Annotated in this window: 20 protein-coding genes, 1 tRNA gene and 1 pseudogene; 14 read left to right on the forward strand and 8 right to left on the reverse strand. The window is 69.1% G+C overall.

Annotation, left to right across the window (positions count from 1 at the left end; translation table 11 throughout):
• On the reverse strand, positions 1-677 hold a 677-nt coding region (locus VN779_RS09535; protein ID WP_414639623.1), incomplete at its 3' end, for a cytochrome c oxidase assembly protein.
• Between the two features lie 479 nt (positions 678-1,156).
• On the opposite strand from VN779_RS09535, the gene VN779_RS09540 reads away from it, so the two are divergent.
• On the forward strand, positions 1,157-3,115 hold the full coding sequence (locus VN779_RS09540) for a glycosyl hydrolase family 18 protein (RefSeq protein ID WP_414639624.1): 1,959 nt from the start codon (positions 1,157-1,159) through the stop codon (positions 3,113-3,115).
• 84 nt (positions 3,116-3,199) lie between these two features.
• Here VN779_RS09540 and VN779_RS09545 read toward each other — a convergent pair whose 3' ends face one another.
• The 4 genes from VN779_RS09545 to VN779_RS09560 form a co-directional block, all read right to left on the reverse strand.
• Positions 3,200-3,520, reverse strand: a complete 321-nt coding sequence (locus VN779_RS09545) for a hypothetical protein (RefSeq protein WP_325722096.1) — start codon at positions 3,518-3,520, stop codon at positions 3,200-3,202.
• Positions 3,469-4,131 carry a hypothetical protein gene (locus VN779_RS09550; protein ID WP_325722097.1) on the reverse strand — a complete coding sequence of 221 codons (663 nt, stop codon included), beginning with the start codon at positions 4,129-4,131 and terminating at the stop codon, positions 3,469-3,471. Before VN779_RS09550 ends, VN779_RS09545 begins: the two co-directional genes overlap by 52 nt.
• A 196-nt stretch (positions 4,132-4,327) precedes the next feature.
• Positions 4,328-4,672, reverse strand: a complete 345-nt coding sequence (locus VN779_RS09555) for a hypothetical protein (RefSeq protein ID WP_325722098.1) — start codon at positions 4,670-4,672, stop codon at positions 4,328-4,330.
• 261 nt (positions 4,673-4,933) lie between these two features.
• A tRNA-Arg gene (locus tag VN779_RS09560) sits at positions 4,934-5,006 on the reverse strand.
• A 260-nt stretch (positions 5,007-5,266) separates the two neighbouring features.
• Between VN779_RS09560 and VN779_RS09565 the strand changes: the two genes are divergently transcribed.
• From VN779_RS09565 to VN779_RS09590, 6 genes are all read left to right on the forward strand, one after another.
• On the forward strand, positions 5,267-6,943 hold the full coding sequence (locus VN779_RS09565) for a GTPase domain-containing protein (protein ID WP_325722099.1): 1,677 nt from the start codon (positions 5,267-5,269) through the stop codon (positions 6,941-6,943).
• A complete protein-coding gene (locus tag VN779_RS09570; protein ID WP_325722100.1) occupies positions 6,940-8,631 on the forward strand; it encodes a GTPase in 1,692 nt (563 codons plus the stop codon). The genes VN779_RS09565 and VN779_RS09570 overlap by 4 nt, the downstream gene beginning before the upstream one ends.
• Positions 8,632-8,737: 106 nt before the next feature.
• Positions 8,738-10,402, forward strand: coding sequence for an energy-dependent translational throttle protein EttA (gene ettA, locus VN779_RS09575; protein ID WP_325722101.1), 1,665 nt, complete (start codon positions 8,738-8,740; stop codon positions 10,400-10,402).
• A 31-nt stretch (positions 10,403-10,433) separates the two neighbouring features.
• On the forward strand, positions 10,434-10,862 hold the full coding sequence (locus VN779_RS09580) for a thioesterase family protein (RefSeq protein ID WP_349260724.1): 429 nt from the start codon (positions 10,434-10,436) through the stop codon (positions 10,860-10,862).
• Between the two features lie 6 nt (positions 10,863-10,868).
• Complete coding sequence (locus tag VN779_RS09585) at positions 10,869-11,540, forward strand: hypothetical protein (protein WP_325722103.1); 672 nt, start codon at positions 10,869-10,871, stop codon at positions 11,538-11,540.
• 91 nt (positions 11,541-11,631) lie between these two features.
• Entirely contained in the window at positions 11,632-12,954 is a 1,323-nt protein-coding gene (locus tag VN779_RS09590; protein ID WP_325722104.1) for a UDP-glucose/GDP-mannose dehydrogenase family protein, read from the forward strand.
• 67 nt (positions 12,955-13,021) lie between these two features.
• Here VN779_RS09590 and VN779_RS09595 read toward each other — a convergent pair whose 3' ends face one another.
• The gene (locus VN779_RS09595) at positions 13,022-13,423 is read right to left on the reverse strand and encodes a globin (RefSeq protein ID WP_325722105.1); all 402 of its coding nucleotides are present in this window, start codon (positions 13,421-13,423) and stop codon (positions 13,022-13,024) included.
• Between the two features lie 92 nt (positions 13,424-13,515).
• Complete coding sequence (locus tag VN779_RS09600; protein WP_325722106.1) at positions 13,516-14,508, reverse strand: helix-turn-helix domain-containing protein; 993 nt, start codon at positions 14,506-14,508, stop codon at positions 13,516-13,518.
• A gap of 344 nt (positions 14,509-14,852) precedes the next feature.
• Here VN779_RS09600 and groES point away from each other — a divergent pair, with 344 nt between their 5' ends.
• On the forward strand, positions 14,853-15,179 hold the full coding sequence (gene groES, locus VN779_RS09605) for a co-chaperone GroES (protein WP_414639622.1): 327 nt from the start codon (positions 14,853-14,855) through the stop codon (positions 15,177-15,179).
• Between the two features lie 191 nt (positions 15,180-15,370).
• Positions 15,371-16,990: a chaperonin GroEL gene (groL, locus tag VN779_RS09610; RefSeq protein WP_325722107.1), complete on the forward strand. Its 1,620-nt coding sequence runs from the start codon at positions 15,371-15,373 to the stop codon at positions 16,988-16,990.
• 417 nt (positions 16,991-17,407) lie between these two features.
• Here groL and VN779_RS26405 read toward each other — a convergent pair.
• A pseudogene (locus tag VN779_RS26405) lies at positions 17,408-17,704 on the reverse strand (WhiB family transcriptional regulator); the annotation flags it as partial.
• Positions 17,705-17,884: 180 nt separating this feature from the next.
• Between VN779_RS26405 and VN779_RS09620 the strand changes: the two are divergent.
• The 5 genes from VN779_RS09620 to VN779_RS09640 all read left to right on the forward strand — a co-directional run.
• A complete protein-coding gene (locus tag VN779_RS09620) occupies positions 17,885-18,292 on the forward strand; it encodes a hypothetical protein (RefSeq protein ID WP_325722109.1) in 408 nt (135 codons plus the stop codon).
• Between the two features lie 375 nt (positions 18,293-18,667).
• Positions 18,668-19,279 carry a response regulator transcription factor gene (locus VN779_RS09625; protein WP_324840749.1) on the forward strand — a complete coding sequence of 204 codons (612 nt, stop codon included), beginning with the start codon at positions 18,668-18,670 and terminating at the stop codon, positions 19,277-19,279.
• 177 nt (positions 19,280-19,456) lie between these two features.
• Positions 19,457-20,956, forward strand: a complete 1,500-nt coding sequence (guaB, locus tag VN779_RS09630) for an IMP dehydrogenase (protein WP_325722110.1) — start codon at positions 19,457-19,459, stop codon at positions 20,954-20,956.
• Between the two features lie 67 nt (positions 20,957-21,023).
• Positions 21,024-22,130, forward strand: coding sequence for a GuaB3 family IMP dehydrogenase-related protein (locus VN779_RS09635; RefSeq protein ID WP_325722111.1), 1,107 nt, complete (start codon positions 21,024-21,026; stop codon positions 22,128-22,130).
• Between the two features lie 126 nt (positions 22,131-22,256).
• On the forward strand, positions 22,257-23,940 hold a 1,684-nt coding region (locus VN779_RS09640), incomplete at its 3' end, for a glycerol-3-phosphate dehydrogenase/oxidase (protein ID WP_325722112.1).

Genomic DNA, 23,940 nt, shown 5'->3' on the forward strand with positions numbered 1-23,940 from the left:
GAGGACATCATCACCGCGACGCCGAAGAAGGCATGGAACGGCATCGCCGCGAACAGCTCAAGGATCCGGATCACGTACGGGCTGCGGTGCGGCGCCGGGTCCACGCCGATGATCGGCCAGAAGAACAGCAGCCCGACGCCCAGGAAGTGCACCAGCATCAAGTCATGCCCGGCCGCGCTGCGCATCAGCGCGTCGAACAGCGGCGTGAAGTAGAGCCCGTACAGGCTGGCGATGAACAGCGGCAGGGTGAACAGCGGCGAGGCGACGACCCGGGCGAACCGGCTGTGCAGCAGGCTCAGCAGCAGCTCGCGCGGGCCGGTGCGGCCGGCCGCGGCCGGGTGCAGCGCGCGCAGCGCCAGCGTGAGCGGCGCGGCGAGCAGCAGGAACAGCGGCGCCGCCATGGACAGCACCATGTGCTGCAACATGTGCGCGCTGAACAGGTACATGCCGTACTGGGCCAGCCCGGTGCAGGTCGTCGCGAACAGCAGGGCGAGGCCGATCAGGAAGCTGAATCCGCGCAGCACCGGCCAGCGGTCTCCGCGCCGCACCAGCCGGATGACCCCGGCCGCGTACAGCGCGAGCAGCACCGCGATCAGCGTGATGAAGAACGGGCTCGGCGCCAGCGTCCACATCCGCGCGAAGCTCGGCGCCGGCAGCGTGCCGCCCATCCCCGGCATGCCCGGCATCCCGGACTGCCCGGGCAACGCCAACTGCGCCCAAGAATCGACTGACGCCGCTGGGTGGGTCACCGTCGCCACCTCCTCGTGCCGCGCTCGAGACCGACTCGTCCGAGTTCGTCCGTCCGCCAGCTTACGCGCCTGGAATCCGGCTGAAGCCGCCGGGTTGTCGCAGATTGGTCTAGTCCAATCCCTTGACGGGCCCGGCGCGGCGGCGCTACACACACAGTGAGCCGCGGGACGGCGCATCCGGCGGTCAACCAGCAAGGTTGTCCTCCACGCCGCCGTCCGCCGCCGCACGAGCCCCGGAGCACAGCTAGCACTCCCCGGAGCTATCAGCACGCGTGGCCGGACGGTCGGGTGTACCGACTCAAGGAGCCCACGCAGTGCGTCTCTTCAACCCACCGAGAGGGCCCGAACCGCGCGCCCCGGGACGCGGCCGCCGCAGCGCCATCGCGGTCGGCGTCTCCGCAGCGCTGATCGGCGCGACCGCCCTCGTCGTCGGCACGGCCGCCGCCGCGCCCACCGCCGCCGCGGCCACCAGCGGCGGCATCAAGATCGCCTACTACGACCAGTGGTCGATCTACCAGAACGCCTTCTACCTCAAGGCCCTGGACACCGAGGGCCTGGCCGGCAAACTCAACTACCTCATCTACGACTTCGAGAACATCGACCCGACGAACCTGACCTGCTTCGAGGCGACCAAGGCCACCGACCCCGATCCCGGCGGCGAGAACGACCCGAACGCGGGCGACGGGGCCGAGGACCAGTTCGCCGACTACCAGAAGTCCTTCGACTCCTCGATCTCGGTGGACGGCACCTCTGACGTGTTCAACCAGCCGATCGCCGGCAACTTCCACCAGCTGCAGGAGCTGAAGAAGAAGTACCCGAACCTGAAGATCCTGCTCTCCCTCGGCGGCTGGACCTACTCGAAGTACTTCTCCGACGTGGCCGCCAGTTCGGCCTCCCGGCAGAAGTTCGTCTCCTCCTGCATCAACATGTTCATCAACGGCAACATCCCGGCTTCGGGCGGATTCGGCGGCCCCGGCACCGCGGCGAACATCTTCGACGGCTTCGACATCGACTGGGAGTACCCGGCCTCGACCGGCGGCCACCTGGGCAACCACACCTCGGCCGCGGACACCGCCAACTACACCCTGCTGCTGCAGGAGTTCCGCAACGAGCTGAACAGCGCGGGCAGCGCGAACGGCAAGACCTACGCCCTGTCCGCCGCGGTGCCGTCCGGCCAGGACAAGGTCTCCAAGATCCAGACCAACCAGATCGGCCAGTACCTCACCTTCGCCGACGTCATGACCTACGACATGTACGGCGCCTGGAACGCGACCGGACCGGCCGACGAGCAGGACCCGCTGTATGCGAACCCGAACTCGCCGGAGGGCAAGATCGCGCCGGGAAACGAGACATACAGCGTGGACAACGCGATGCGCGCCTGGACGTCCGGTGACTCCCAATACGGCATCCCGGGCGGCTTCCCGGCCAGCAAGCTGACCGTCGGCATCCCCTTCTACTACCGGGGCTGGACCGGCGTGTCGGCCGGATCGAACCACGGCCTCTATCAGAGTGCGAGCGGCCCTTCGGCGGGCATGACACTATCCGGCAGCGTGCCCGGCGTCGCGATGTACAAGGAGATCACCAACATCGTCGCGAACTCCGCCGACACCTACTGGGATCCGGTAACCCGCTCCGCCTACTTCTATGACGGCACGAACTTCTACGGCGGCGAATCGGCCCAGTCGATCCAGGCCCGAGCGGACTACGTGCACTGCAACGGTTACGGCGGGTTCATGATGTTCTCGCTCTACGACCTGGACCCGGCCGCCACGCTGTTCAACGACGCGGTCAACGACATCAACGGCTCCGCCTCAAGCTGCACCACGCCGAGCGGCTCGCCAAGTCCGACCCCGACCACGTCGCGCAGCGGCTCGCCGTCGCCGACACCCTCCTCCTCCCCGAGCAACTCACCCTCGCAGTCGCCGTCCTCCTCGCCGAGTTCCTCACCGACGGGCGGAACCGGCGGCAACAAGGTGAGCAACCCCGGCTTCGAGTCCGGTTCGCTCTCCCCGTGGAGCTGCACTGGCAACCTCGGCTCCGTGGTCGCCAGCCCGGTGCACGGCGGAAGCCACGCGCTGCTCGGCGCGGCGTCCAGCTCGGATGACGCGCAGTGCTCGCAGACGATCAGCGTGAGCCCGAACACCAAGTACACGCTCAGTGCGTGGGTGCAGGGCTCTTACGTATTCATTGGTGACACCGGCACCGGTGGGGGCGATACGAGTACCTGGACGGCCGGCACCGCAGGTGCTTACCAGCAACTGTCCGTCAGCTTCACGACCGGTGCCTCGACGACCAGCGTCACGATCTGGGTGCACGGCTGGTACGGACAGGGCTCGTACTACGCGGACGACTTCTCGGTCGCGTAGGACCGCCGGTCTCGGTTGGGCGGCAAGCTAAATCAGCAAGCTAAGTCAGTGCTCGTCATGAAGTGAGCAAGTGCGCACCGACTGTCAGAAAATCACCAACTGGCACAGGTCGCTGCTCCCGGAGCGCGTCGTCACCAGATGCGCTTCGGGAGCGACGACCGGAGTGGGCGAGGGCTTGACCGGAGTGCTGAACCCGCCGAAGTCGACCTCGTATCCCGCCGTGCTGCGCCCGGTCGGCGTCGCGTCCACGGACACCTGAAGCCCCAGCCGATAGGTCAGCCGCACCAGCGCGCCGGTGCCGAGGTCGGTGTAGAGGTCGATGGAGACCTTGGTCGTCCCGGCCTTCTGCACGATCACCGACTTCGGCAGCTGATCCGCCACCGCCGGGATCTTCGCCAGGTCCACGGTGCCGGTGTATTCGACCGCGGACTTGGTGTCGACCTCGCTGGCGCCATCGACGTGCACCTATCCAGCGCCCCGAGCGCCAACCACCAGATCGAGTGCGTCGAGCCCGCGGCTCGCATCGTGGACAGGTCGTCCACGAACCAGGTGCGCCCCGGGTAGAGGTGCTGCTCTTTGGTCGGGATCGAGGAGTACAGCTTGCCGTTCAGAATGATCACGTTCATCGGATCCTGAACCGCGGTGCTGCTGCCGAGCACGTTCAGCGTCCCGGTCAGCGAGCCGACACCCAACGTCGGATCGAGCCGGCCGGTCAGCTGACGGCTGGCGGCGATCTTCTTCGCGCTGTCCGTCTCGACGCTGCTCACCGTGAGCGTGCCGGGCTTCGGCGCGGCCAGCCACGCGCGCAGCGCCTCGACCGCCCTCGCCTCGGCCGCCCCGGCGGTATCCGTCTCAGAGATCTGCGCGGCTGGCTCGGTGGTGTGCGTCGCCGCCGGCCCGGAATGGCAGGACGACATAAGCGCGCAGCTCAGCAGCACCGCGACCGCCGACGCGACCGCCCGCTTGCCCATCGTCGTCCCTCTCGCCGTCTCAAGAACGAGCGCCTCTTGCGGCACCCGGTCTCTTCCCCCTGCGGACCGGCGGCCCCGTAGTCTCCGCCGCACTCGCCCCGCCCGCCGGCCAACCCGTGTTCCGGTAGGGCGCAACCAGTGGCCATGCACTTGAAGACACCACGCGGTTGCTTGGCTCGACCGTCACGACCTGCGCTGCATCAGCGTAGCGGACCCTTGCGACGGAGGGTCTGCGCCATCTCTAGGAGGCACACGCCGCGTCGACGGCGGCGATGTCGTCCCGCAGGGACAACAGCACGGACACCTCCTGGCCCAGGTCGTTCGCCTGGGCCGAGTCATGCAGCGCGGTCAGATGGACCTGCAACGCCGCGACCGCACTTCTCAGCTCCGGGGTTCGAGCGGCCAAGGCAGCTGCACCCGCCTCATCGAGCGCCTTCTTCGCGTCGGTAACCGCGACTGAGGGATGGTCGGTGTCCTTTCCGAAGACATCGGTCACCTTCGCGAACGCGTCGTCGGCGAGTGCGCAGCCGACCACGTTGCTGCCGTCCAGCGCGGCAGTAGCGACGTCCTGCAACCTGAATGTCATCGGTGGCACGGTCAGAGTCTGCCCCTGTCCCCGCCCCGTGTCGGTCCCGTGGTGCCCGGTGAAAAGAATGAGCAGGATCACGCCCACCACACCCGCGGTGCCGCCTCCGGCTATCAGCGCGCGGCGAGGGGCAGAGCCGCGCGGTGCTTTTCCTGACTGTGCGCCATCCGGAACGGCATCAGTGGGTTCAGGCATGGCGTCGCCGTTCTCGGTCAAGATTCCCCCAGTGCCGCGGCGCGGCGATCGGACCAGCTGAATCGGTGCCCCCAGCAGGACTCGAACCTGCGACCAAGTGCTTAGAAGGCACCTGCTCTATCCGCTGAGCTATGGGGGCGGCGGCGCGCGGATCCAGGGTAGTAGAAGCCGCCGTCACTGCGCGGCGCCATTCCAGCCCTCCGCTGGCCCTAAACGCCCGGCATAAAGCCGATCGTCATGGCAATCAGGCGCAAAAGGTCCCATTGGCGGGGTCCGCTTGGTACGGTCGGGGGCAGGTTCGCCCCGACCAGTCTCGGGGCGAAGCTGCAACAGAGAAGTTATAAACAATCCTGACCCCGGTGTTCCCTTGTCCCCAGGGGCTGCGGCATGCTCACGGCTGTGACGATCACAGGCCCGGACGCTGACCTGCTGGGCGCCGTGGGCGCGCTCCGCGACAGCGTGGCCGCGCCGCGGCTCCCGCTGGCCGCGGACGGCGTCGTCGCCACGCGCAGAATCCAGGCCGATCTGATCAGACGCCTGGATGACTATCTGATACCCCGGCTGCGCCAGCCCGAGGGGCCGGTGCACATCGTGGTCGGCGGCTCGACCGGCGTCGGCAAGTCCACACTGGTCAACTCGCTGGTCCGGCAGGAGGTCAGCAAGGCCGGGGTGCTGCGGCCGACCACCCGCTCCGCGGTGCTGTGCGTGAATCCTTCCGAGGTCGCCGCGGTCACCGGCCCGGAGCGGCTGCTGCCGGCCTTTCTGCGTGCGCCCGGACCGACCGAGCGAGCCGACGCCCTCACCCTCGCGCCGCATCCGGCGATTCCGGCCGGGATCGCGCTGATCGACGCCCCCGACGTCAACTCGATCGTCGCCGACAACCGGGACGCGGGGGAGCGGCTGCTCGGCGCGGCGGACGCGTGGCTTCTGGTCACCACCGCGGAGCGTTATGCAGACGCGGTGCCGTGGCGCCTGCTCCAGGCGGCCCGCGAGCGCCGGGTGACCGTTGCGATTGTGCTGAACCGGGTCCCGCCGGAGAGCCTGCGCGAGGTGCGCGAGGCCGGGCAGGCGTTGCTCTCGGTCAACGGGCTCGGCGACCTGCCGCTGTTCACCGTGCCCGAGTCGGTACTCACCGGCGGCCTGCTCCCGGAGTACTTGCTCGACCCGCTGATGACCTGGTTGCGTTCTACCGCGCATGATCCGACGATGCGTCAGGCGACGATCGCCGCGACCGTCAACGGCATGTTTGATGACTTACCGCGTCGTCTCGGCGCGATAGCCGACGGCCTGGCCGCTCAAGCAGAGACCGCCGACCAGCTGCGTAACCAGGCGGACCTTGCCTACGCCTCCGAGCGCATCTCACTGCACGACGCCATCGCGCAAGGCGAACTATTGCGCGGTACGCCCCTGCTGGAGTGGCAGGCGATGATCGGACCTGACCGAGCCACCGCCCTGTTCTCGGCCGGCGATCCAGCTGCCGAAACCGCCCGCCGCCTGCTGCTCGGCGCCGCCGCCGACCAGGTAGCCGCCGCCGCGTCGCGGGCCGCGGAGCAGGTCGCCGCGGTCTGGCGGGAGGCGCTGGCCGACCAGGACAGCGCCGAAGCCCTGGTCTCGGCCGGTACCCGCGCCGGCGCAGTGCCTCCCGAACTAGACGAGTGGGCGGACGCGCTGGTTGACCTGCTCGCCAGGGAGCCGCACCGCAAGCGTTCCGACGCCCAGTTCTTCGCCGCCGGCCGCAACGGACCCGCCGCGCTGCTGGCCGCTGTCGTCTTCACCGGCCGCCGCGGCGCCGCGCCACCCAAGCGCCGCCGCGCGCTGCGCTCCTCGTCCCCCTCCAGCGAACGCGTCGTGCACCCGGTCGCCGCCGCCACCCGCCGCCTGGCCGACGCGGTCTTCGGCGCGGACGAGACCGACCGGCTCGCCGAACTCGCCTCGACCTCGCTCGACACCTCCCTCGGCGCGCTGTTCGACCGGCTCGCCTTCCGGCACCACCGCGCGCTGTCCGACCTCGGCGTCGAACCCGGCGCGGGCAAGGCGCTGCTGGAAGCCGGGCAGGCGGTGCAGCGAGCCCGATGAGAGTCATCCGCGGCAGCCAACGCACCCTCGGAGTCGGCGCTCGGCTCGACGCGCTGGCCAGACTGGTCGCCACTGCCGAAGACCGGCTGCCGCAGCCCGCGCTCGACCCCGCGCGCGAGGTGCTGCGCCGCGCCGCCGCCCGCTTCGGCATGTCCGCGGAACACACCGTGGTCATCCTCGGCGGCGCCACCGGCGTAGGGAAGTCCTCCCTCTTCAACGCCCTGGTCGGGATCGGCCTTTCCCCGGTCGCGGTACGCCGCCCGACCACCACGCAGGCCATCGCCTGCGTCTGGGAGGCGGACCGGCTCGCCGAGGCCAGGCCGCTGCTCGACCGGCTCGGCGTCGAGTCGCGCCGCCAGCTGACCCGCGACTCGGCGCTCGACCGCACCGCGGTCCGTGACGCGCTCGCCGGGCTGGTGCTGGTCGATCTGCCCGACCACGACTCGGCCGTGCGCGAGCACCAGATCGAGGTGGACCAGGCGGTGAGCCTGGCCGACGTCGTCGTCTGGGTCACCGACCCGCAGAAGTACGCCGACGCCTCCTGGCACGATCGCTACCTCAAAGCCCTGGCGCACCACGCGGACATCATGCTGATCGTGCTCAACCAGACCGATCGGCTGCCGCCGGAGGCCGTGGCCGAGTGCACCGCGGACCTGGTGCGGCTGGTCGAGGATGACGGCCTGACCGGCATCCCGGTGATCCCGGTCTCCGCACGCACCCGCGAAGGCCTCGACGAGCTGCGCCGCCGGCTGACCGAACGCGTCTCCGGCCGCAGAGCCGCCGCCGACCGGCTGGCCGCTGACGTGGACCGGGTAGCCGAACGGTTGGCGCCGATGCTGGTCACCACGGAATCGTCTGCGCAGCAGGACGACGGCGAAGCGGCGGTCTCTGACGAGGCGCGCGCCGAGGCGATGGACGGACTGCGCGCGGCTGCGGGCGTTTCCAGCCTCGCCGACGCGGTCAGCGAGCGGATCGCGGTCCGCGGCCAGGCGGCCGTCTCCACGCCGCTGCGCTTTCTGCGCGAACTCGTGGACCCGGGCACGAGCGCCGGACCCGGAGGCAGTGGCGGCGCGGGCGGTTCCGGTCGTGCGACCGCTGATCGACGCGGCACTGACGGGGCGTCAGGCGCCAGCCTGCGCGACCTGGTTCGTGCGGCGACCGACTCAGCCGACGCGCCCGCGCCCGTGCCCGTGGACCGCGCAGCGCTCGAAACCGTGCTCTCCCGGCTGTCGGACGCGGCCACCGCACCGCTCCCACCGGACTGGTCCCGCGCCCTGCGTAATCAGATCACCGGCAGCAGGCGCAAGGTGGCCGACCGGATCGATGCCGCGCTGGCCGCCAGCGAGATCGACGCCCGGCCGCCCTCCCGGCGCCTGCTCGTGCAAACCGGCCATATCGCGCTGCTCACGCTTACCGCACTCTGGGTCGTGTTCTGCTTCGTGCCCGGTTTCCCGGAAGCGCTCGCCATCGCGCTGGCCGCGCTCAGCCTGCTCGGCTCGATCGCCTTGGACATCACCGCGCGCCGAAAAGCGCGGCAGAGCGCATTGGCCGCAGGGCAGGTCGCTGTCGGGCAACTTTCCGTGGAACTGGCCGCCGTAGCGCAGGACGAGCTGTTCGGCCCCATCGGCGAGGAGCTGTCCCGTTATCGCAGCGCCCTGGCCGACTTCAAGACGGTCCGCGACGGCTGATAGCTCGCGCGGCCGGTTGATCCACTGACGCCTTCGAGCCCGAGTTATCCACAGGACGCTGAAAGCCGGTCCGGACCGGCTCCATGGGCCCACTAAGCTTGTAGGCATGGCGGAGTTCATCTACACCCTGCGCAAGGCCCGGAAGGCACACGGCGACAAGGTCATCCTCGACGACGTGACCCTCTCGTTCCTGCCGGGCGCGAAGATCGGCGTGGTCGGCCCGAACGGGGCGGGCAAATCGACCGTGCTGAAGATCATGGCGGGTCTGGAGCAGCCGTCCAACGGCGACGCCACCCTGACCCCCGGCTACTCCGTCGGCATCCTGCTGCAGGAGCCCGAGCTCGACGAGAGCAAGGACGTGCTGGCGAACGTGCAGGAGGGAGTGGCCGACACCAAGGCGATGCTGGACCGCTTCAACCAGATCGCCGAGCAGATGGCCACCGACTACTCCGACGAACTGCTGGCCGAGATGGGCACGCTGCAGGAGCAGCTGGACCACCGCAACGCCTGGGATCTGGACGCGCAGCTCGAGCAGGCCATGGACGCGCTGCGCTGCCCGCCCGGCGACGCCGACGTCAAGGTGCTCTCCGGTGGCGAGAAGCGCCGCGTCGCGCTGTGCAAGCTGCTGCTCGAGCAGCCCGACCTGCTGCTGCTCGACGAGCCCACCAACCACCTCGACGCCGAGTCGGTGCTCTGGCTCGAGCAGCACCTGGCCAAGTACCCGGGCACCGTGGTCGCGATCACCCACGACCGGTACTTCCTGGACAACGTCGCGCAGTGGATCCTTGAGCTCGACCGCGGCCGCGCCTACCCCTACGAGGGCAACTACTCCACCTACCTGGAGACCAAGGCCACCCGGATGAAGGTCGAGGGTGCGAAGGACTCCAAGCGGCAGAAGCGCCTCAAGGAAGAACTCGAGTGGGTGCGCTCCAATGCCAAGGCCCGGCAGACCAAGTCCAAGGCGCGGCTCGCCCGCTACGAGGAGATGGCGGCCGAGGCGGAGAAGACCCGCAAACTCGATTTCGAGGAGATCCAGATCCCGCCGGGTCCGCGCCTGGGCAGCGTCGTGGTCGACGTCGCGAAGCTGAACAAGGGCTTCGGCGAGCGGCTGCTGATCGAAGACCTGTCATTCACCCTGCCGCGCAACGGCATCGTCGGCGTGGTCGGCCCGAACGGCGCCGGCAAGACCACCCTGTTCAAGACCATCGTCGGCTTCGAGCAGCCGGATTCCGGCGACGTCAAGGTCGGCGAGACGGTGCAGATCTCCTACGTGGACCAGAACCGGTCCGGCATCGACCCGAAGAAGACGTTGTGGGAGGTCGTCTCCGACGGGCTCGACTACATTCACGTCGGCCAGGTCGAGATGCCCTCGCGCGCATACGTCTCCGCGTTCGGATTCAAGGGCCCGGACCAGCAGAAGCCGGCCGGGATCCTCTCCGGCGGCGAGCGCAACCGGCTCAACCTCGCGCTCACCCTCAAGCAGGGCGGCAACCTGCTGCTGCTCGACGAGCCGACCAACGACCTGGACGTCGAGACCCTCTCCTCGCTGGAGAACGCGCTGCTGGAATTCCCCGGCTGCGCCGTGGTGGTCTCGCACGACCGCTGGTTCCTCGACCGGGTGGCCACGCACATCCTGGCCTACGAGGGCGACTCGAAGTGGTTCTGGTTCGAGGGCAACTTCGAGTCCTACGAGAAGAACAAGGTCGAGCGGCTCGGCCCGGAAGCGGCCAGACCGCACCGCGTCACTTACCGCAAGCTGACCCGGGGCTAGCCGGGTGCCTGCGGAAATCACCGACAAGGGTCTGAGGTACGTCTACCCCTGCCCCTTGCGGTGGGCGGATATGGACTCCTTCGGCCACGTGAACAACGTGGTCTATCTGCGCTACCTGGAGCAGGCGCGGGTGGAGTGGATGTTCATGACCGCCAAGGAAGCCGGGATCAAGGAGTTCTCACTCGGCACCGTGGTGGCCCGGCACGAGATCGAGTACAAGCGGCCGCTGGTCTACCGCTCCGACCCGGTCCGCGTCGAGACCTGGGTGACCCGGATCGGGAACGCCTCCTTCACGGTGGCCTACGAGGTCAAGGACGATGAGTTCGTGTACGCCATAGCCGAGACGGTCCTGGTGCCGTACGACCTGGCCGCCGAGCGGCCGCGGCGGGTGACCATCGAGGAGCGCGATTACCTCAAGCCCTATCTCGCGGCCGCGCTGCCCAAGTCGCGTCATCGTTGATCTGACGTGTACGTATTCGCAAGCCCCCACGACGCGGCCGCGCTAGGCGTCTACCTGCAACGCCTCCTCGGCATGGACAAGACGGCCGCAGTGCGTTTCGTCGGCATTGGGCCGGTAGCCGCCGCGTACGCCGCACCGCCGCTACACGGTACGTCGGCTCGCGCGACCGTTCTGACGGTGCGTACGGCCGGCCTCGGCGAGGGCGCGCAGCCCTTCGATCGCACCGTGTCGGCGGGCCAGTTGCTCGAGTCGATCACCGATGGCGACGGCGATGGCGACGTCAACGGCAATAGAGCGGCGGGATTCACCCTGCCCGCGCAGCTCACCGGCGGTCCTTCGTGGGCCGGCCTGCTGCCCCCGCGCACCGGCTGGCGACCGCTCGGCGAAATACCGCTGCGCCAGCTTGCCGAGGCAGTCGCGCAGGGCAACGCCGACTTCAGGTTCGGCGCACTCGGCCGCGACCGCGTGGCGCTGGACAATCTCGCCGAGGAGATCTGGACTCGGGAACTGCCGCACGGCGTGCGCTGGCGCGCCGCGCATGCCGCCTCGGCGATGGGTTTCCTCGGCCCGCAGCCGGAGAGCGCAACGGACTGCGCACGCGTAGCCGCGCACAGCCGCTGGCTCCGTCTCGACACCCCCTACGGCACCGTGCTGGAGCGCATTTCAGCCGAGCTGTGAGGCCCGGTTCCGGGGTACCGCCCGCATCTGCCGACGGCACAGGCTAGGGTGGCGCTTCGATGCACGCACTCATGGTTGAGGGGAGAAATCGATGAGTGCACCGAAGATCACTGTCATCGGCACCGGATATCTGGGGGCTACCCACGCGATCTGCATGGCTGTGCTCGGATTCGACGTGCTGGGCGTCGATGTGGCGCAGGACAAAGTGGATCGCCTCAACGCCGGGCAGGTCCCGTTTTTCGAGCCGGGTCTGCCCGAACTGCTGGTCAAGGCGCTCGAATCCGGCAAGCTTCGCTTCACCACCGACTACGCCGAGGCCGGCGCGTTCGGCGACGTGCACTTCGTGTGCGTCGGCACGCCACAGGTCACCGGATCCAACGCCGCAGACCTGCGTTACGTCGAGAGCGCGGTTACCGCACTCGCGCCTTACCTGAACCGGCGCGTGCTTGTCGTCGGCAAGTCGACCGTCCCGGTCGGTACCGCGGCCCGGCTGACCGGCCTGCTGCGCGCGCTGGCGCCGGCGGGGGAGCAGGTCGAGCTCGCCTGGAATCCGGAGTTCCTGCGTGAGGGCTTCGCCGTCGAGGACACGCTGCGACCGGATCGGCTGGTCTTCGGCGTCGAGTCGGCCTGGGCGCAGGAGCAGCTGCGCACCGTATTCGCGCCGGTCATCGAGCAGGGCAGCCCGGTCGTGGTCACCGACCTGAGCACCGCCGAGCTGGTGAAGGTGGCCGCGAACTCCTTCCTGGCCACCAAGATCTCCTACATCAACGCGATGGCAGAAGTCTGCGAGGCCACCGGTGCGGACGTGCACCAACTGGCCGAGGCGCTGTCCTTCGACTCCCGGATCGGCGGCCGATTCCTACGCCCCGGCCTCGGATTCGGCGGCGGCTGCCTGCCCAAGGACATTCGCGCCTTCGCGCACCGCGCCGAAGAACTGGGCGTCGGCCAGGCGGTGGCATTCCTGCACGAGGTGGACGCGATCAACCGGCGCCGCCGGTCGCGCACCGTCGATCTGGTCCGCGAGCTGGCCGGAGGCTCGCTCCAAGGAGTCAGGATCGCCGCGCTCGGCGCCGCCTTCAAGCCGAACTCGGACGACATCCGGGACGCACCCGCGCTCGATGTCGCCCGCATGCTCCAGGAAGCCGGCGCGGCCGTGCGCGTGTACGACCCGGAGGCGATGCACAACGCCCGCCGGGCCTACCCGAGCCTGGAGTACGCGCCGAGCACCCTGGAGGCGGCCCGTGACGCCGACGTCGTGGTGCTGCTGACGGAGTGGACCGAGTTCCGCGAGATTGACCCGGACGCCCTCGGCGCGGTGGTCGCCCAGCGGAAGGTGGTGGACGGGCGCCACGCGCTCGACCAGGCCGCGTACCGCGCCGCGGGTTGGGAGTACCGCGCGCTCGGACGCCCGTGACAGTGACGTTTGTGACAGTGACATCCGTGACGGTGACGCCCGCGACACCAGGCGCCACGTTGGCGCGCTACTCCGCGTTCACCATGAAGTGCGCGGCCCGCTCCAGGTATTGCCAGAGCTCGGTTTCGTCCGCTTCGGGCAGCTTCAGCGAGCGCACCGCCTCGGCCATGTGATGCAGCCAGAGATCCCGGGCGCGGGCGTCGACCCGGAACGGCGCATGCCGCATCCGAAGCCGTGGATGGCCGCGCGCCTCGCTGTACGTCGACGGGCCGCCCCAGTACTGGATCAGAAAGAGCGTCAGCCGGTCCTCGGCCGGGCCTAGATCCTCCTCCGGGTAGAGCGCCCGAAGCTCCTGATCCTCGGCGACGCCCTCGTAAAAGCGGTGCACCAGCGCCCGGAACGTCGGCTCCCCACCAACCCTGGAGTAGAACGTCTCCGGTTCCCCGCGCGGAATGCTCGCTTGCGTCACCCGGCAATCCTACGGCGTGCCCGATTTCGATCTTCGGCCCTCCCAGCCGCTGCCGCTCCCGGACCGCCTCAGCCCGCTAACCCAGTGCTCTGCTAACTCAACCAGCCGCGATGGCAGGCCTGCCAGCCGAGCTGCAATCGGGTGCTGACCCGGGCCAGATCCATCATGTGCGCCACCCGGCGCTGCACCGTGCGCAACCCGAGGCCGAGCTGCTTGGCGATCGCCGCGTCCGTGGCCCCCACCATGAGCAGCGAGAGTATGCGCAGGTCGAGGCCGGTCGGCTCGGTCTCCGGGATATCCAGCTCGATCCCGTTCGGCTCGACAAGGCGCACCGGCACGGCGCTGTCCCACACCGACTCGTACAGTCCCATCAGCAGCCTGATCAAGCCCGGAGCGCGCACGAACATCGCCGAGGGCTCGCCGCCATCCGGATTCGTGCCGTCGCTCAGCGGTACCAGCGCGACCGAACGGTCCGCGATCACCAGCTTCGTCGGCACCTGCTCCACCACCCGGCACAGCTGCTGGTGCTTCATATGCGCCATCAGGCCCTCGAACGCGCCCGGGCGATCCAGCATCGCGTGCTCGACGATGACGTGGTATCGCACGCCCCGGTTGATGGCCTGCTCTTCAGCCGCGCTCTCGCCGGGCCCGACCACCTCGTGGCTGGCTTCCGACATGACGTGCAGTTCGGCGGTCGCGGCCATCTGGACCTGCTCGAAGCGATGCCTTACCGCGTGCGCTCCGATCACCACTTCGATCAGATCACGCGCCGAGCTGTCCGCGCTCGCGCTGCGGTACGCCTCAGCCAACGACGCCAGGCCGAGTTCGGCGCGGTACAACGCGTGCCGTTGCTCGGCCAGGAGCGCCCCCAGCGCCACCGCAGGCGGCGCGGCCACGTAACGCTCCCGCGTCCCGTTCTGCTTCGTCACCAGCCCCAGCTCGGCCAGCGCCGAGAGCGCATTACGCACCTCGACCCGCGGCAGCCCGATCCGCTCGACCAGTCCGGCCGTGCTGCCGGACCCCGCGGTGACCAGCTCCTGGTAGACACGCTCCGCCGCCGGATCGAGGCCGAGAATGCCGAACACCGTCTATCCCCTCGTCAGCAGGTTCGCATGATCCGTGCCCAATATCGGGACGCGGATGCGTCTACCTCGCGTGTCTTTGTGCGTCCATGATTATCCGCCGCCGAAGCTGTTCTATGACACGGGCTCATGTTCACCAAGATCAGCCCCGGGTGCGCGGCCGGTTCGCGCTCAGCGTGCCCCCGGTTTTGGCACTCGGGTTGACCGAGTGCCAGCGGGAGTCATAACCTGCCGATTGGCACTCTCAACGTGAGTGTGCCAATGCCACCCCGTCCCCCTGGCACCCGCGACGACAGGCGTGGACGGTGGCCCCAAGTCAACCGGCGGGGGCCGTGTTCCCGCCGTCAGTGAGTGTCTCCGAAGGAGAGGTCACGACCGTGGCTACCGTTGCCATCAAGCCGCTTGAGGACCGTGTCGTCGTCAAGCCGCTGGACGCCGAGCAGACCACCGCCTCCGGCCTGGTCATCCCGGACACCGCCAAGGAGAAGCCGCAGGAGGGCGTCGTCCTGGCCGTGGGCCCGGGCCGCTTCGAGGACGGCCAGCGCCTCCCGCTCGACGTCAAGGAAGGCGACGTCGTCCTGTACTCCAAGTACGGCGGCACCGAGGTCAAGTACAACGGCGAGGAGTACCTCGTCCTGTCGGCGCGCGACCTGCTCGCCGTCGTCAACAAGTAGCAGCCGCTCGCGCAGCCAGCCGTGAAGGCCGCGTTCCGCAAACCCCGCTGGACGGGCGGCGGGGCGCGGCCTTCGGTGTCTGATCGAGACACGGTGTCCGATCAGGCGCCGTGTCTGACCGACCCGGTCCGGCTGCGCGGCCAGGTCCACTGTTCCACCCATCCAGGCTTAAGAAGGGACGCTTGGCACCTATGGCCAAGATGCTGCAATTCGACGAGGACGCCCGCCGCAAGCTGGAGCGCGGCGTCAACGCGCTCGCCGACGCGGTCAAGGTGACGATCGGCCCCAAGGGCCGCAACGTCGTGATCGACAAGAAGTTCGGCGCGCCCACGATCACCAACGACGGCGTGACCATCGCCCGCGAGGTCGAGCTCGAGGACCCGTACGAGAACCTCGGCGCCCAACTCGCCAAGGAGGTCGCGACCAAGACCAACGACATCGCGGGCGACGGCACCACCACCGCGACCGTGCTGGCCCAGGCGCTGGTGCGCGAGGGCCTGCGCAACGTCGCGGCCGGCGCGCAGCCGATCGCGCTCAAGCGCGGCATCGACGCGGCGGTCAAGGCGGTGTCCGACCACCTGCTCTCCACCGCCAAGCCGGTCGAGACCAAGGAGTCCATCGCCCAGGTCGGCGCGATCTCCGCGCAGGACCAGGCGATCGGCGACCTGATCGCCGAGGCCATGGACAAGGTCGGCAAGGACGGCGTCATCACGGTCGAGGAGAACAACACCTTCGGCCTCGCCCTCGAGTTCACCGAGGGCATGCAGTTCGACAAGGGCTACCTCTCGCCGTACATGGTCACCGACCAGGAGCGCCAGGAGGCCGTCCTGGAGGACCCGTACATCCTGATCAACCAGGGCAAGATCTCCTCGATCTCCGAGCTGCTGCCGGTGCTCGAGAAGGTCGCCCAGGCGCGCAAGCCGCTGCTGATCATCGCCGAGGACGTGGACGGCGAGGCGCTCTCCACCCTGGTGGTCAACAAGATCCGCGGCACCTTCAACTCCGTCGCGGTCAAGGCCCCCGGCTTCGGCGACCGCCGCAAGGCGATCCTGCAGGACATCGCGACCCTGACCGGTGCCCAGGTGGTAAGCCCCGAGGTCGGCCTCAAGCTGGACCAGGTCGGCGTCGAGGTGCTCGGCACCGCGCGCCGGATCACCGTCGACAAGGACAACACCACGATCGTGGACGGCGCCGGCGACTCCGGCGCGGTGCAGGACCGGGTGCGTCAGCTCAAGGCGGAGATCGAGGCCTCGGACTCCGACTGGGACCGGGAGAAGCTGCAGGAGCGGCTGGCCAAGCTGGCCGGCGGCGTGTGCGTGATCCGGGTCGGCGCGGCCACCGAGGTCGAGCTCAAGGAGAAGAAGCACCGTCTCGAGGACGCGATCTCGGCCACCCGCGCCGCGGTCGAGGAGGGCATCGTCGCAGGCGGCGGCGCCGCGCTCGTGCACGCCGCCACCGTGCTGAACGACCGGCTCGGCCTGAGCGGCGACGAGGCGACCGGTGTGGCAGTCGTCCGCAAGGCGCTGGTCGAGCCGCTGCGCTGGATCGCCGAGAACGCCGGGCACGAGGGCTACGTCGTCACCGACAAGGTCTCCGGCCTCGAGGACACGGAGGGCCTCAACGCGGCCACCGGCGAGTACGTGGACCTGATCGAGGCCGGTGTCATCGACCCGGTCAAGGTCACCCGCTCCGCACTGGCCAACGCCGCCTCGATCGCCTCGATGCTGCTGACCACCGAGACGCTCGTGGTGGAAAAGCCGGCGCCGAAGGAAGACGAGGGTCACTCGCACGGCCACGGGCACAGCCACTAGCAGTGGCTAGTAGTCGCGCTTCCCGCGGCGGCGACAGCTGAGCACAACGGGACTCCCGCAGCCACCAAGCCTGGTGACTGCGGGAGTCCCTCTTTCTAGCTCCCGCGCGCGCCGCGGTGCTCTCCCGTTCCGAGTGTCCGCCTACGCCTTGACCAGCGTCTTCGGCTTCTTGCGCGCGGCTGGCTTGCTCGGCGATTTCTTCGGCGCGTTCGTGTCCGCGGCCTTCGTCTTGGGCGCCGCGACCGCCACCGTCCCGCCGGCGGGACGCTTGCGCCGTGGTACCGACTCCCGAGTCGCGGCATCGTTCGCGCTCGTGGGCTCCTTCAGCTCGATCTGGTTCTGGTCCTGCAGCGCCTTCTCGCGTAGCAGCTTCTCCTTGAGCTTCGCCTGCCGCGCCCGCGCCTCCTTCTCCCTGGCCGCCTGAGCCCGGGCTAGCGCCTTCTGCCGCGCGTGGTGCTCCTCGCGTTCCTCCTCCGTCATGCCGCCCCAGACGCCGTACGGCTCGCGCACTCTTAGCGCGTGATCCGCGCACGCTATCTGCACGGGACAGTTCATGCAGATCTCCTTCGCCGCCATTTCCCGGCTCGATCGCGCCGCACCGCGCTCCCCCTCGGGGTGGAAGAAGAGCGAGCTGTCCTTGCCGCGGCACAGACCGCGCAGCTGCCAGTCCCACAGATCGGCGTTCGGGCCGGGGAGCCGTGAGAAATCGGCCATCGCCGCTGTCCCTCCTTGTCGCCGGCGACGCGGCCGGTGACCGCGCACTCGCTCAGCGTGTCCGTTGTAAACCGCAGGTCATCCAGTGATTGGACGTGTCATGAGAAGGCATTCCCCGGTAAGAGTGGAGTTGCCGGTACTGACGCCTATACCCACCTATTTGTTAGGTAAGGGAGCGGTGTGTTCTCGACCTACGAACGGCCCAGTGCAGAACCCCTGAACGGCCGATGCCCCGACGCTCCTACCTGCGAAATCGACCCAATCACCCGCTCGTGGCGAGAAGGTGCCAAAGGCCTTAACACATGGCCACAGCATGCCAATGCGGAGGCCCGGCAGACCGCCGCCCTGCCACAGCCCACCAGCCATTACACGCACGAGGAACTCGAACTGCGCACCGGCATCCCGCTCCGCGCGCTGCGTGATCCAGACGACGGCGGCTCGGACAACACCCAGCAGCACCCGCCCTACGCCGCCATCGATGTAGTGCGACTCGCCGTGGTCGACCGCCTCGTGCGCTCTGGCGTGCCGGTGGCGCGCGCCGCCGCGCTGGTGCGAGCGGCGCAGAGCCGGGTGGCCGCCGGGATTTGAGCCGGTCAGGGCTTCCCAAATTCCGGCGCCGAGGTCCAAACTGGGTCTGCAATGACAGCCGGTCACGATATCGTCACAAAACGTCCGTGCGCCGCCGCGAGCGGCCGGTTTCAGCCCGCCGGCCGCCCGTCGTCCGGCGTGGTCTGCGCCGAGCGGGTGAACGGACATTCGCCGAAAACTCGATCTTGAGCTGCGACGGACCCGAATTCGCCACCCGATTGTGCGTAACGCTTTCGGGTGACGGTCGTTGAGTCAGGGCGGAGGGGGTCGGAACCCCCACCCGGCGGGCCGTCCCGCCGGTTTCCGGCCCCGCTCGCGCAATATTCCCCGGCATTGCCTGACAGCAGCAGGTATCCACTGTGCGTGGAGGCACATATGACGTCCATCCTGGTCTGTGACGACTCACCGCTCGCCCGCGAGACCCTGCGCCGTGCGGTGGCCACGGTCCCCGGCGTGGACCGCGTGACCACGGCGAGCAGCGGCGAGGAGGTGCTGCGGCGCTGGACCGCCGACCGGGTCGACCTGGTTCTGATGGACGTGCGGATGCCCGGCCTCGGCGGCGTCGAGACCGTCCGCCGGCTGGTCTCCACCGACCCGACCGCCCGGGTCATCATGCTCACCATGGCCGAGGACCTGGACGGCGTGGCCCTCGCCGTGGCCTCTGGCGCCCGCGGCTACCTGCACAAGGACGCCTCGCGCGCCGAACTGCGCGCCACCGTCTCGCAGGCCCTGGCCGACCCGACCTGGCGGCTGGCCCCCCGCCGGCTGCGCCCGGCCGAGGTGGGCTCCGCCCCGACGCTGACCGCCCGCGAGATCCAAGTGCTCGAGGGCATGAGCCACGGCCGCTCTAACGCGGAGATCGGCCGCGACCTGTTCCTGTCCGAGGACACGGTCAAGACACACGCGCGGCGCCTGTTCAAGAAGCTCGGCGCCTCGGACCGCGCGCACGCGGTCGCCCTCGGATTCCGCTGGGGGTTGGTTCGCTGACCGCGGCCGATATCCTCAGCCGCCGCACGGCGCGCAGCCCGCTCCGGATCAGGATCAGAGTCGGAATCAAGATCCCGATCAAGGCCCTGGCCCGGAGCGGCACGGCGAGCGGGATTAGGGCGCCCTCGCGGGCCGTTAGACTTGACGTCTCCCCGACCCGAGCCCCGGAGGGTATTCGTGTCCGTCTTCGACATCCCCGAGAAGTTCGGCCTGCTGGGGCTGACCTTTGACGACGTGTTGCTGGTCCCGGCCGTATCAGATCTGATGCCCGGCGAGTCGGACACCACCGCGCGGCTGACCCGCAACCTGTCCGTGCGCATCCCGCTGGTCTCCGCCGCGATGGACACGGTGACCGAGGCACGGATGGCGATCGCGATGGCGCGCCAGGGTGGCGCCGGGGTGCTGCACCGCAACCTTCCGGCCGAGGATCAAGCGGCGCAGGTCGACCTGGTCAAGCGCTCCGAGTCCGGCATGATCACCCAGCCGGTGACGGTCGGCCCGGACGCCACGCTCGCCGAGGTTGACTCGCTCTGTGCGAAGTACCGCATCAGCGGACTGCCCGTAGTAGACGGCGCCGGGTTGCTCATCGGCATAGTGACCAACCGGGACCTGCGTTTCGAGACCGACCACTCCCGGCTCGTGCACGATGTGATGACGAAGGCTCCGCTGGTGACCGGCCATGTCGGCATCACGGGCGCCGAGGCGATGAAGCTGATGGGCGCGCACAAGATCGAGAAGCTGCCACTCGTCGACGCCACCGGCAAGCTGCACGGCCTGATCACGGTCAAGGACTTCACGAAGACCGAGCAGTACCCGCACGCCACCAAGGACACGGAAGGCCGCCTGGTCGTCGGCGCGGCGGTCGGCGTCGGCGATGACGCGTACCGGCGCGCGATGCTGCTGGCCGAGGCCGGCGTGGACTTCGTGGTCGTGGACGTCGCGCACGGGCATTCCAAGGCACTGTGCGACACGGTCTCCAAGATCAAGGCGAACAGCCACATCGACGTGATCGGCGGCAACGTGGTGACCGCCGCCGGCGCGCAGGCGCTCATCGACGCCGGGGTCGACGCGGTGAAGGTCGGCGTCGGACCGGGTTCGATCTGCACCACGCGCGTGGTCGCGGGTGTCGGCATGCCGCAGGTCACGGCGATCTACGAGGTGGCGCGGGCGGCCAAGCCGGCCGGCGTCCCGGTGGTCGGCGACGGCGGCCTTCAGTACTCCGGCGACATCGCGAAGGCCATCGCGGCCGGAGCGGACACGGTGATGCTCGGCTCGCTGCTGGCCGGCTGCGAGGAGTCCCCGGGCGACCTGATCTTCATCAACGGCAAGCAGTACAAGTCGTATCGCGGCATGGGTTCGCTCGGCGCCATGTCCTCGCGCGGAAAGGCGGAGGGCAGGGCGTACTCCCGCGACCGTTACGCACAGCAGGACGTTTCGTCCGACGACAAGCTCATCCCAGAGGGCATCGAAGGCCAGGTACCGTATCGCGGTCCGCTCTCCGCCGTGGCGCACCAGCTCGTCGGCGGCGTCAAGCAGGCCATGTTCTACACCGGCGCGCGCGCCATCGCCGACCTGCAAGAGGCGCAGCTGGTGCGGATCACCTCGGCCGGCCTCAAGGAGAGCCACCCGCACGACATCCAGATGACCGTCGAGGCCCCGAACTACCACTCGCGCTAGAGTCGGTAGCGCCGCGAACGTCTGCGGCGCTTAAAAGCACTCCAGCGCCCGGAGAGGGAGCCCCATCGTGTCCGAGGTCGAGATCGGCCGCTCGAAGCGCGCCCGGCAGGCGTACGGTTTCGACGACATCGCCCTGGTTCCCTCGCGGCGTACCCGCGACCCCGAGGACGTCTCGATCGACTGGCAGATCGACGCCTACCAGCTGCGGCTGCCATTCCTGGCCGCGCCGATGGACTCGGTGGTCTCCCCGGATTCGGCCATAGCGATCGGCCGGCTCGGCGGCGTGGGCGTGCTCGACCTCGAAGGGCTGTGGACCCGCTACGCCGACCCGGAGCCGTTGCTCGCCGAGATCGCCGAACTGCCCGCCGAGCGCGTCGTGAAGCGGCTGCGCGAGATCTACACGGCGCCGGTCAAGGAAGAGCTGATCGTCGCGCGGATTAAGCAGATCCGGGACGCAGGCGTGGTCGCCGCGGGAGCGTTGTCGCCGCAACGCACAGCGCAGCTCTACAAGACCGTGGTCAACGCCGGCGTGGATCTCTTCGTCATCCGCGGCACGACGGTGTCCGCCGAGCACGTGTCGCACGACAGCGAGCCGCTCAACCTCAAGCAGTTCGTCTACGACCTTGACGTGCCGGTCGTCGCGGGCGGCGTCGCGACGTACAAGGCGGCGCTGCACCTGATGCGCTCGGGCGCGGCAGGCGTGCTGGTCGGTTTCGGCGGCGGTTCCTCGCACACCACCAAGAACGTGTTCGGCATCGCGGTCCCGATGGCGACCGCGATCAGCGATGTGGCGGCGGCCCGGCGGGACTACATGGACGAGTCCGGCGGCCGGTACGTGCACGTGATCGCGGACGGCGCGATGGGCGGCAGCGGCGAGATCGCGAAGGCGATTGCCTGCGGCGCGGACGGTGTGATGATCGGTTCACCGCTGGCCCGCGCGGTCGAGGCTCCCGGGCACGGGTTCCACTGGGGCGCGGAGGCCTGGCACGCCTCGGTGCCGCGCGGCATGCGCACTCACCTCGGCACCGTCGGCACCCTCGAGGAAATCCTGGTCGGTCCCTCGAACACCGCGGACGGCACCATGAACCTCTTCGGTGCGCTGCGGCGGGCGATGGCCACGACCGGGTACTCCGACCTCAAGGAGTTCCAGCGGGTCGAGCTGACGGTGTCTTAGGCGCAGGTCTTCACCGAGCACGAGAAGCGGTGATCTTGGCCGCAACCTAGTGATCTCCTAGAGTTCACCCTTCCCGTGGCGTAACTCGCATAGCGCCAAGTCGGTGCCGACCGGCATCGTAGAGGCATGCGCAGTGTGAAGCTCGGACCCGAGGAGCGGCGGGCCGCATTGGCCGCGCTCGCCGCCACCGAATTGGACGTGTTGGTGGTCGGCGGCGGCGTGGTCGGCGCCGGCACCGCCTTGGACGCGGTAACGCGCGGCCTTTCGGTCGGCATGGTGGAGGCACGGGACTGGGCTTCGGGGACCTCAAGCCGGTCCTCCAAACTCATCCACGGCGGCTTGCGGTACCTGGAGATGCTGGACTTCGCGCTCGTTCGCGAAGCGCTCAAGGAGCGGGGCCTGCTCATCGAACGCCTCGCGCCGCACCTCGTGCGTCCGGTGCCGTTCCTCTATCCGCTCACCGGACGAGCCTGGGAGCGCGTATACGCGGGGTCCGGGGTCGCGCTCTACGACGCGATGAGCTACTCCTCCGGCCACGGCCGCGGCCTGCCCCCGCATCGTCACCTGACGCGCCGTCACGCGCTACGCATCGCGCCCTCGCTGAAGAAGGACGCGCTCGTGGGTGCGATCCAGTACTACGACGCGCAGGTGGACGACGCCCGCTTCGTCACCACTCTCGTGCGCTCGGCGGCCTCGTTCGGGGCGCATGTCGCGAACCGCGCCCGTGTCGTCGGCTTCCTGCGCGAGGGGGAGCGCGTTACCGGAGCCGTGGTGCGAGACGAGGAGAGCGGCGACCAGATCGAGATCAAGGCCGCCCAGGTGGTCAACGCCACCGGCGTATGGACCGACGAGACACAAGCGATGGTCGGTGAGCGCGGCAAATTCCACGTCACCGCGTCAAAGGGCGTGCATCTCGTCGTGCCCAAGGACCGCATCCAGTCCTCATCAGGCATCATCCTGCGGACAGAGAAGTCGGTCCTGTTCGTCATTCCGTGGGGGCGGCACTGGATCATCGGCACCACCGACACCTCCTGGAACCTGGACAAGGCGCACCCCGCGGCGAGCGCGACAGACATCGACTACGTGCTGAGTCACGTCAACAAGGTTCTGCGGACCGAGCTGACGCGAGAAGACGTCGAGGGCGTATACGCCGGTCTGCGGCCGCTGCTGTCCGGGGAATCGGATGAGACTTCGAAGCTGTCTCGCGAACACATCGTCGCGCACGCGGCGCCCGGCCTGGTCGTCGTGGCGGGAGGCAAGTACACGACCTACCGCGTCATGGCCGCCGATGCCGTGGACGCCGCACTGCACGGACTCGATCGGCGCGGCCCGGCCTCGTGCACCGATACCGTGCCGCTGCTCGGCGCGGACGGCTATCCCGCGCTGTGGAACGCCCGTACCCGCATTGCCGCCGCCAGCGGCCTGCATGTCGCGCGGATCGAGCACCTGTTGCATCGCTACGGTTCGCTGGCCGAAGAGGTCATCGCGCTGGTCGAAAAGGACCGAGCGCTCGGCCAGCCGCTGGAGGGCGCCGACGACTATCTACGTGCCGAGATCGTCTACGCGGCGTCGCATGAGGGCGCCAACCACCTTGAGGACGTGCTCGCGCGGCGGACCCGAATCAGCTTCGAGACCTTCGACCGCGGCGTCGGCTCGGCCGGGCCGGCGGCGGAACTCATGGCCGCGACCCTGGGCTGGGACGACGAACGCCTGGAGCGCGAGATCGCGCACTACACCGCGCAGATCGCCGCGGAGCGCGAATCCCAGCGCCAACCGGACGACCAGTCAGCTGATGCCGCGCGAATGGGCG

It is taken from the genome of Actinocrinis sp., from assembly GCF_035605935.1.
Lineage (GTDB): Bacteria > Actinomycetota > Actinomycetes > Streptomycetales > Catenulisporaceae > Actinocrinis.

Coding starts and splice junctions, on each gene's coding strand:
- groL (WP_325722107.1), top strand. CDS start 15,371: ATGGCCAAGATGCTGCAATTCGACGAGGACGCCCGCCGCAAGCTGGAG.
- VN779_RS09570 (WP_325722100.1), top strand. CDS start 6,940: ATGAGAGTCATCCGCGGCAGCCAACGCACCCTCGGAGTCGGCGCTCGG.
- ettA (WP_325722101.1), top strand. CDS start 8,738: ATGGCGGAGTTCATCTACACCCTGCGCAAGGCCCGGAAGGCACACGGC.
- VN779_RS09555 (WP_325722098.1), bottom strand. CDS start 4,672: ATGACATTCAGGTTGCAGGACGTCGCTACTGCCGCGCTGGACGGCAGC.
- VN779_RS09625 (WP_324840749.1), top strand. CDS start 18,668: ATGACGTCCATCCTGGTCTGTGACGACTCACCGCTCGCCCGCGAGACC.
- VN779_RS09590 (WP_325722104.1), top strand. CDS start 11,632: ATGAGTGCACCGAAGATCACTGTCATCGGCACCGGATATCTGGGGGCT.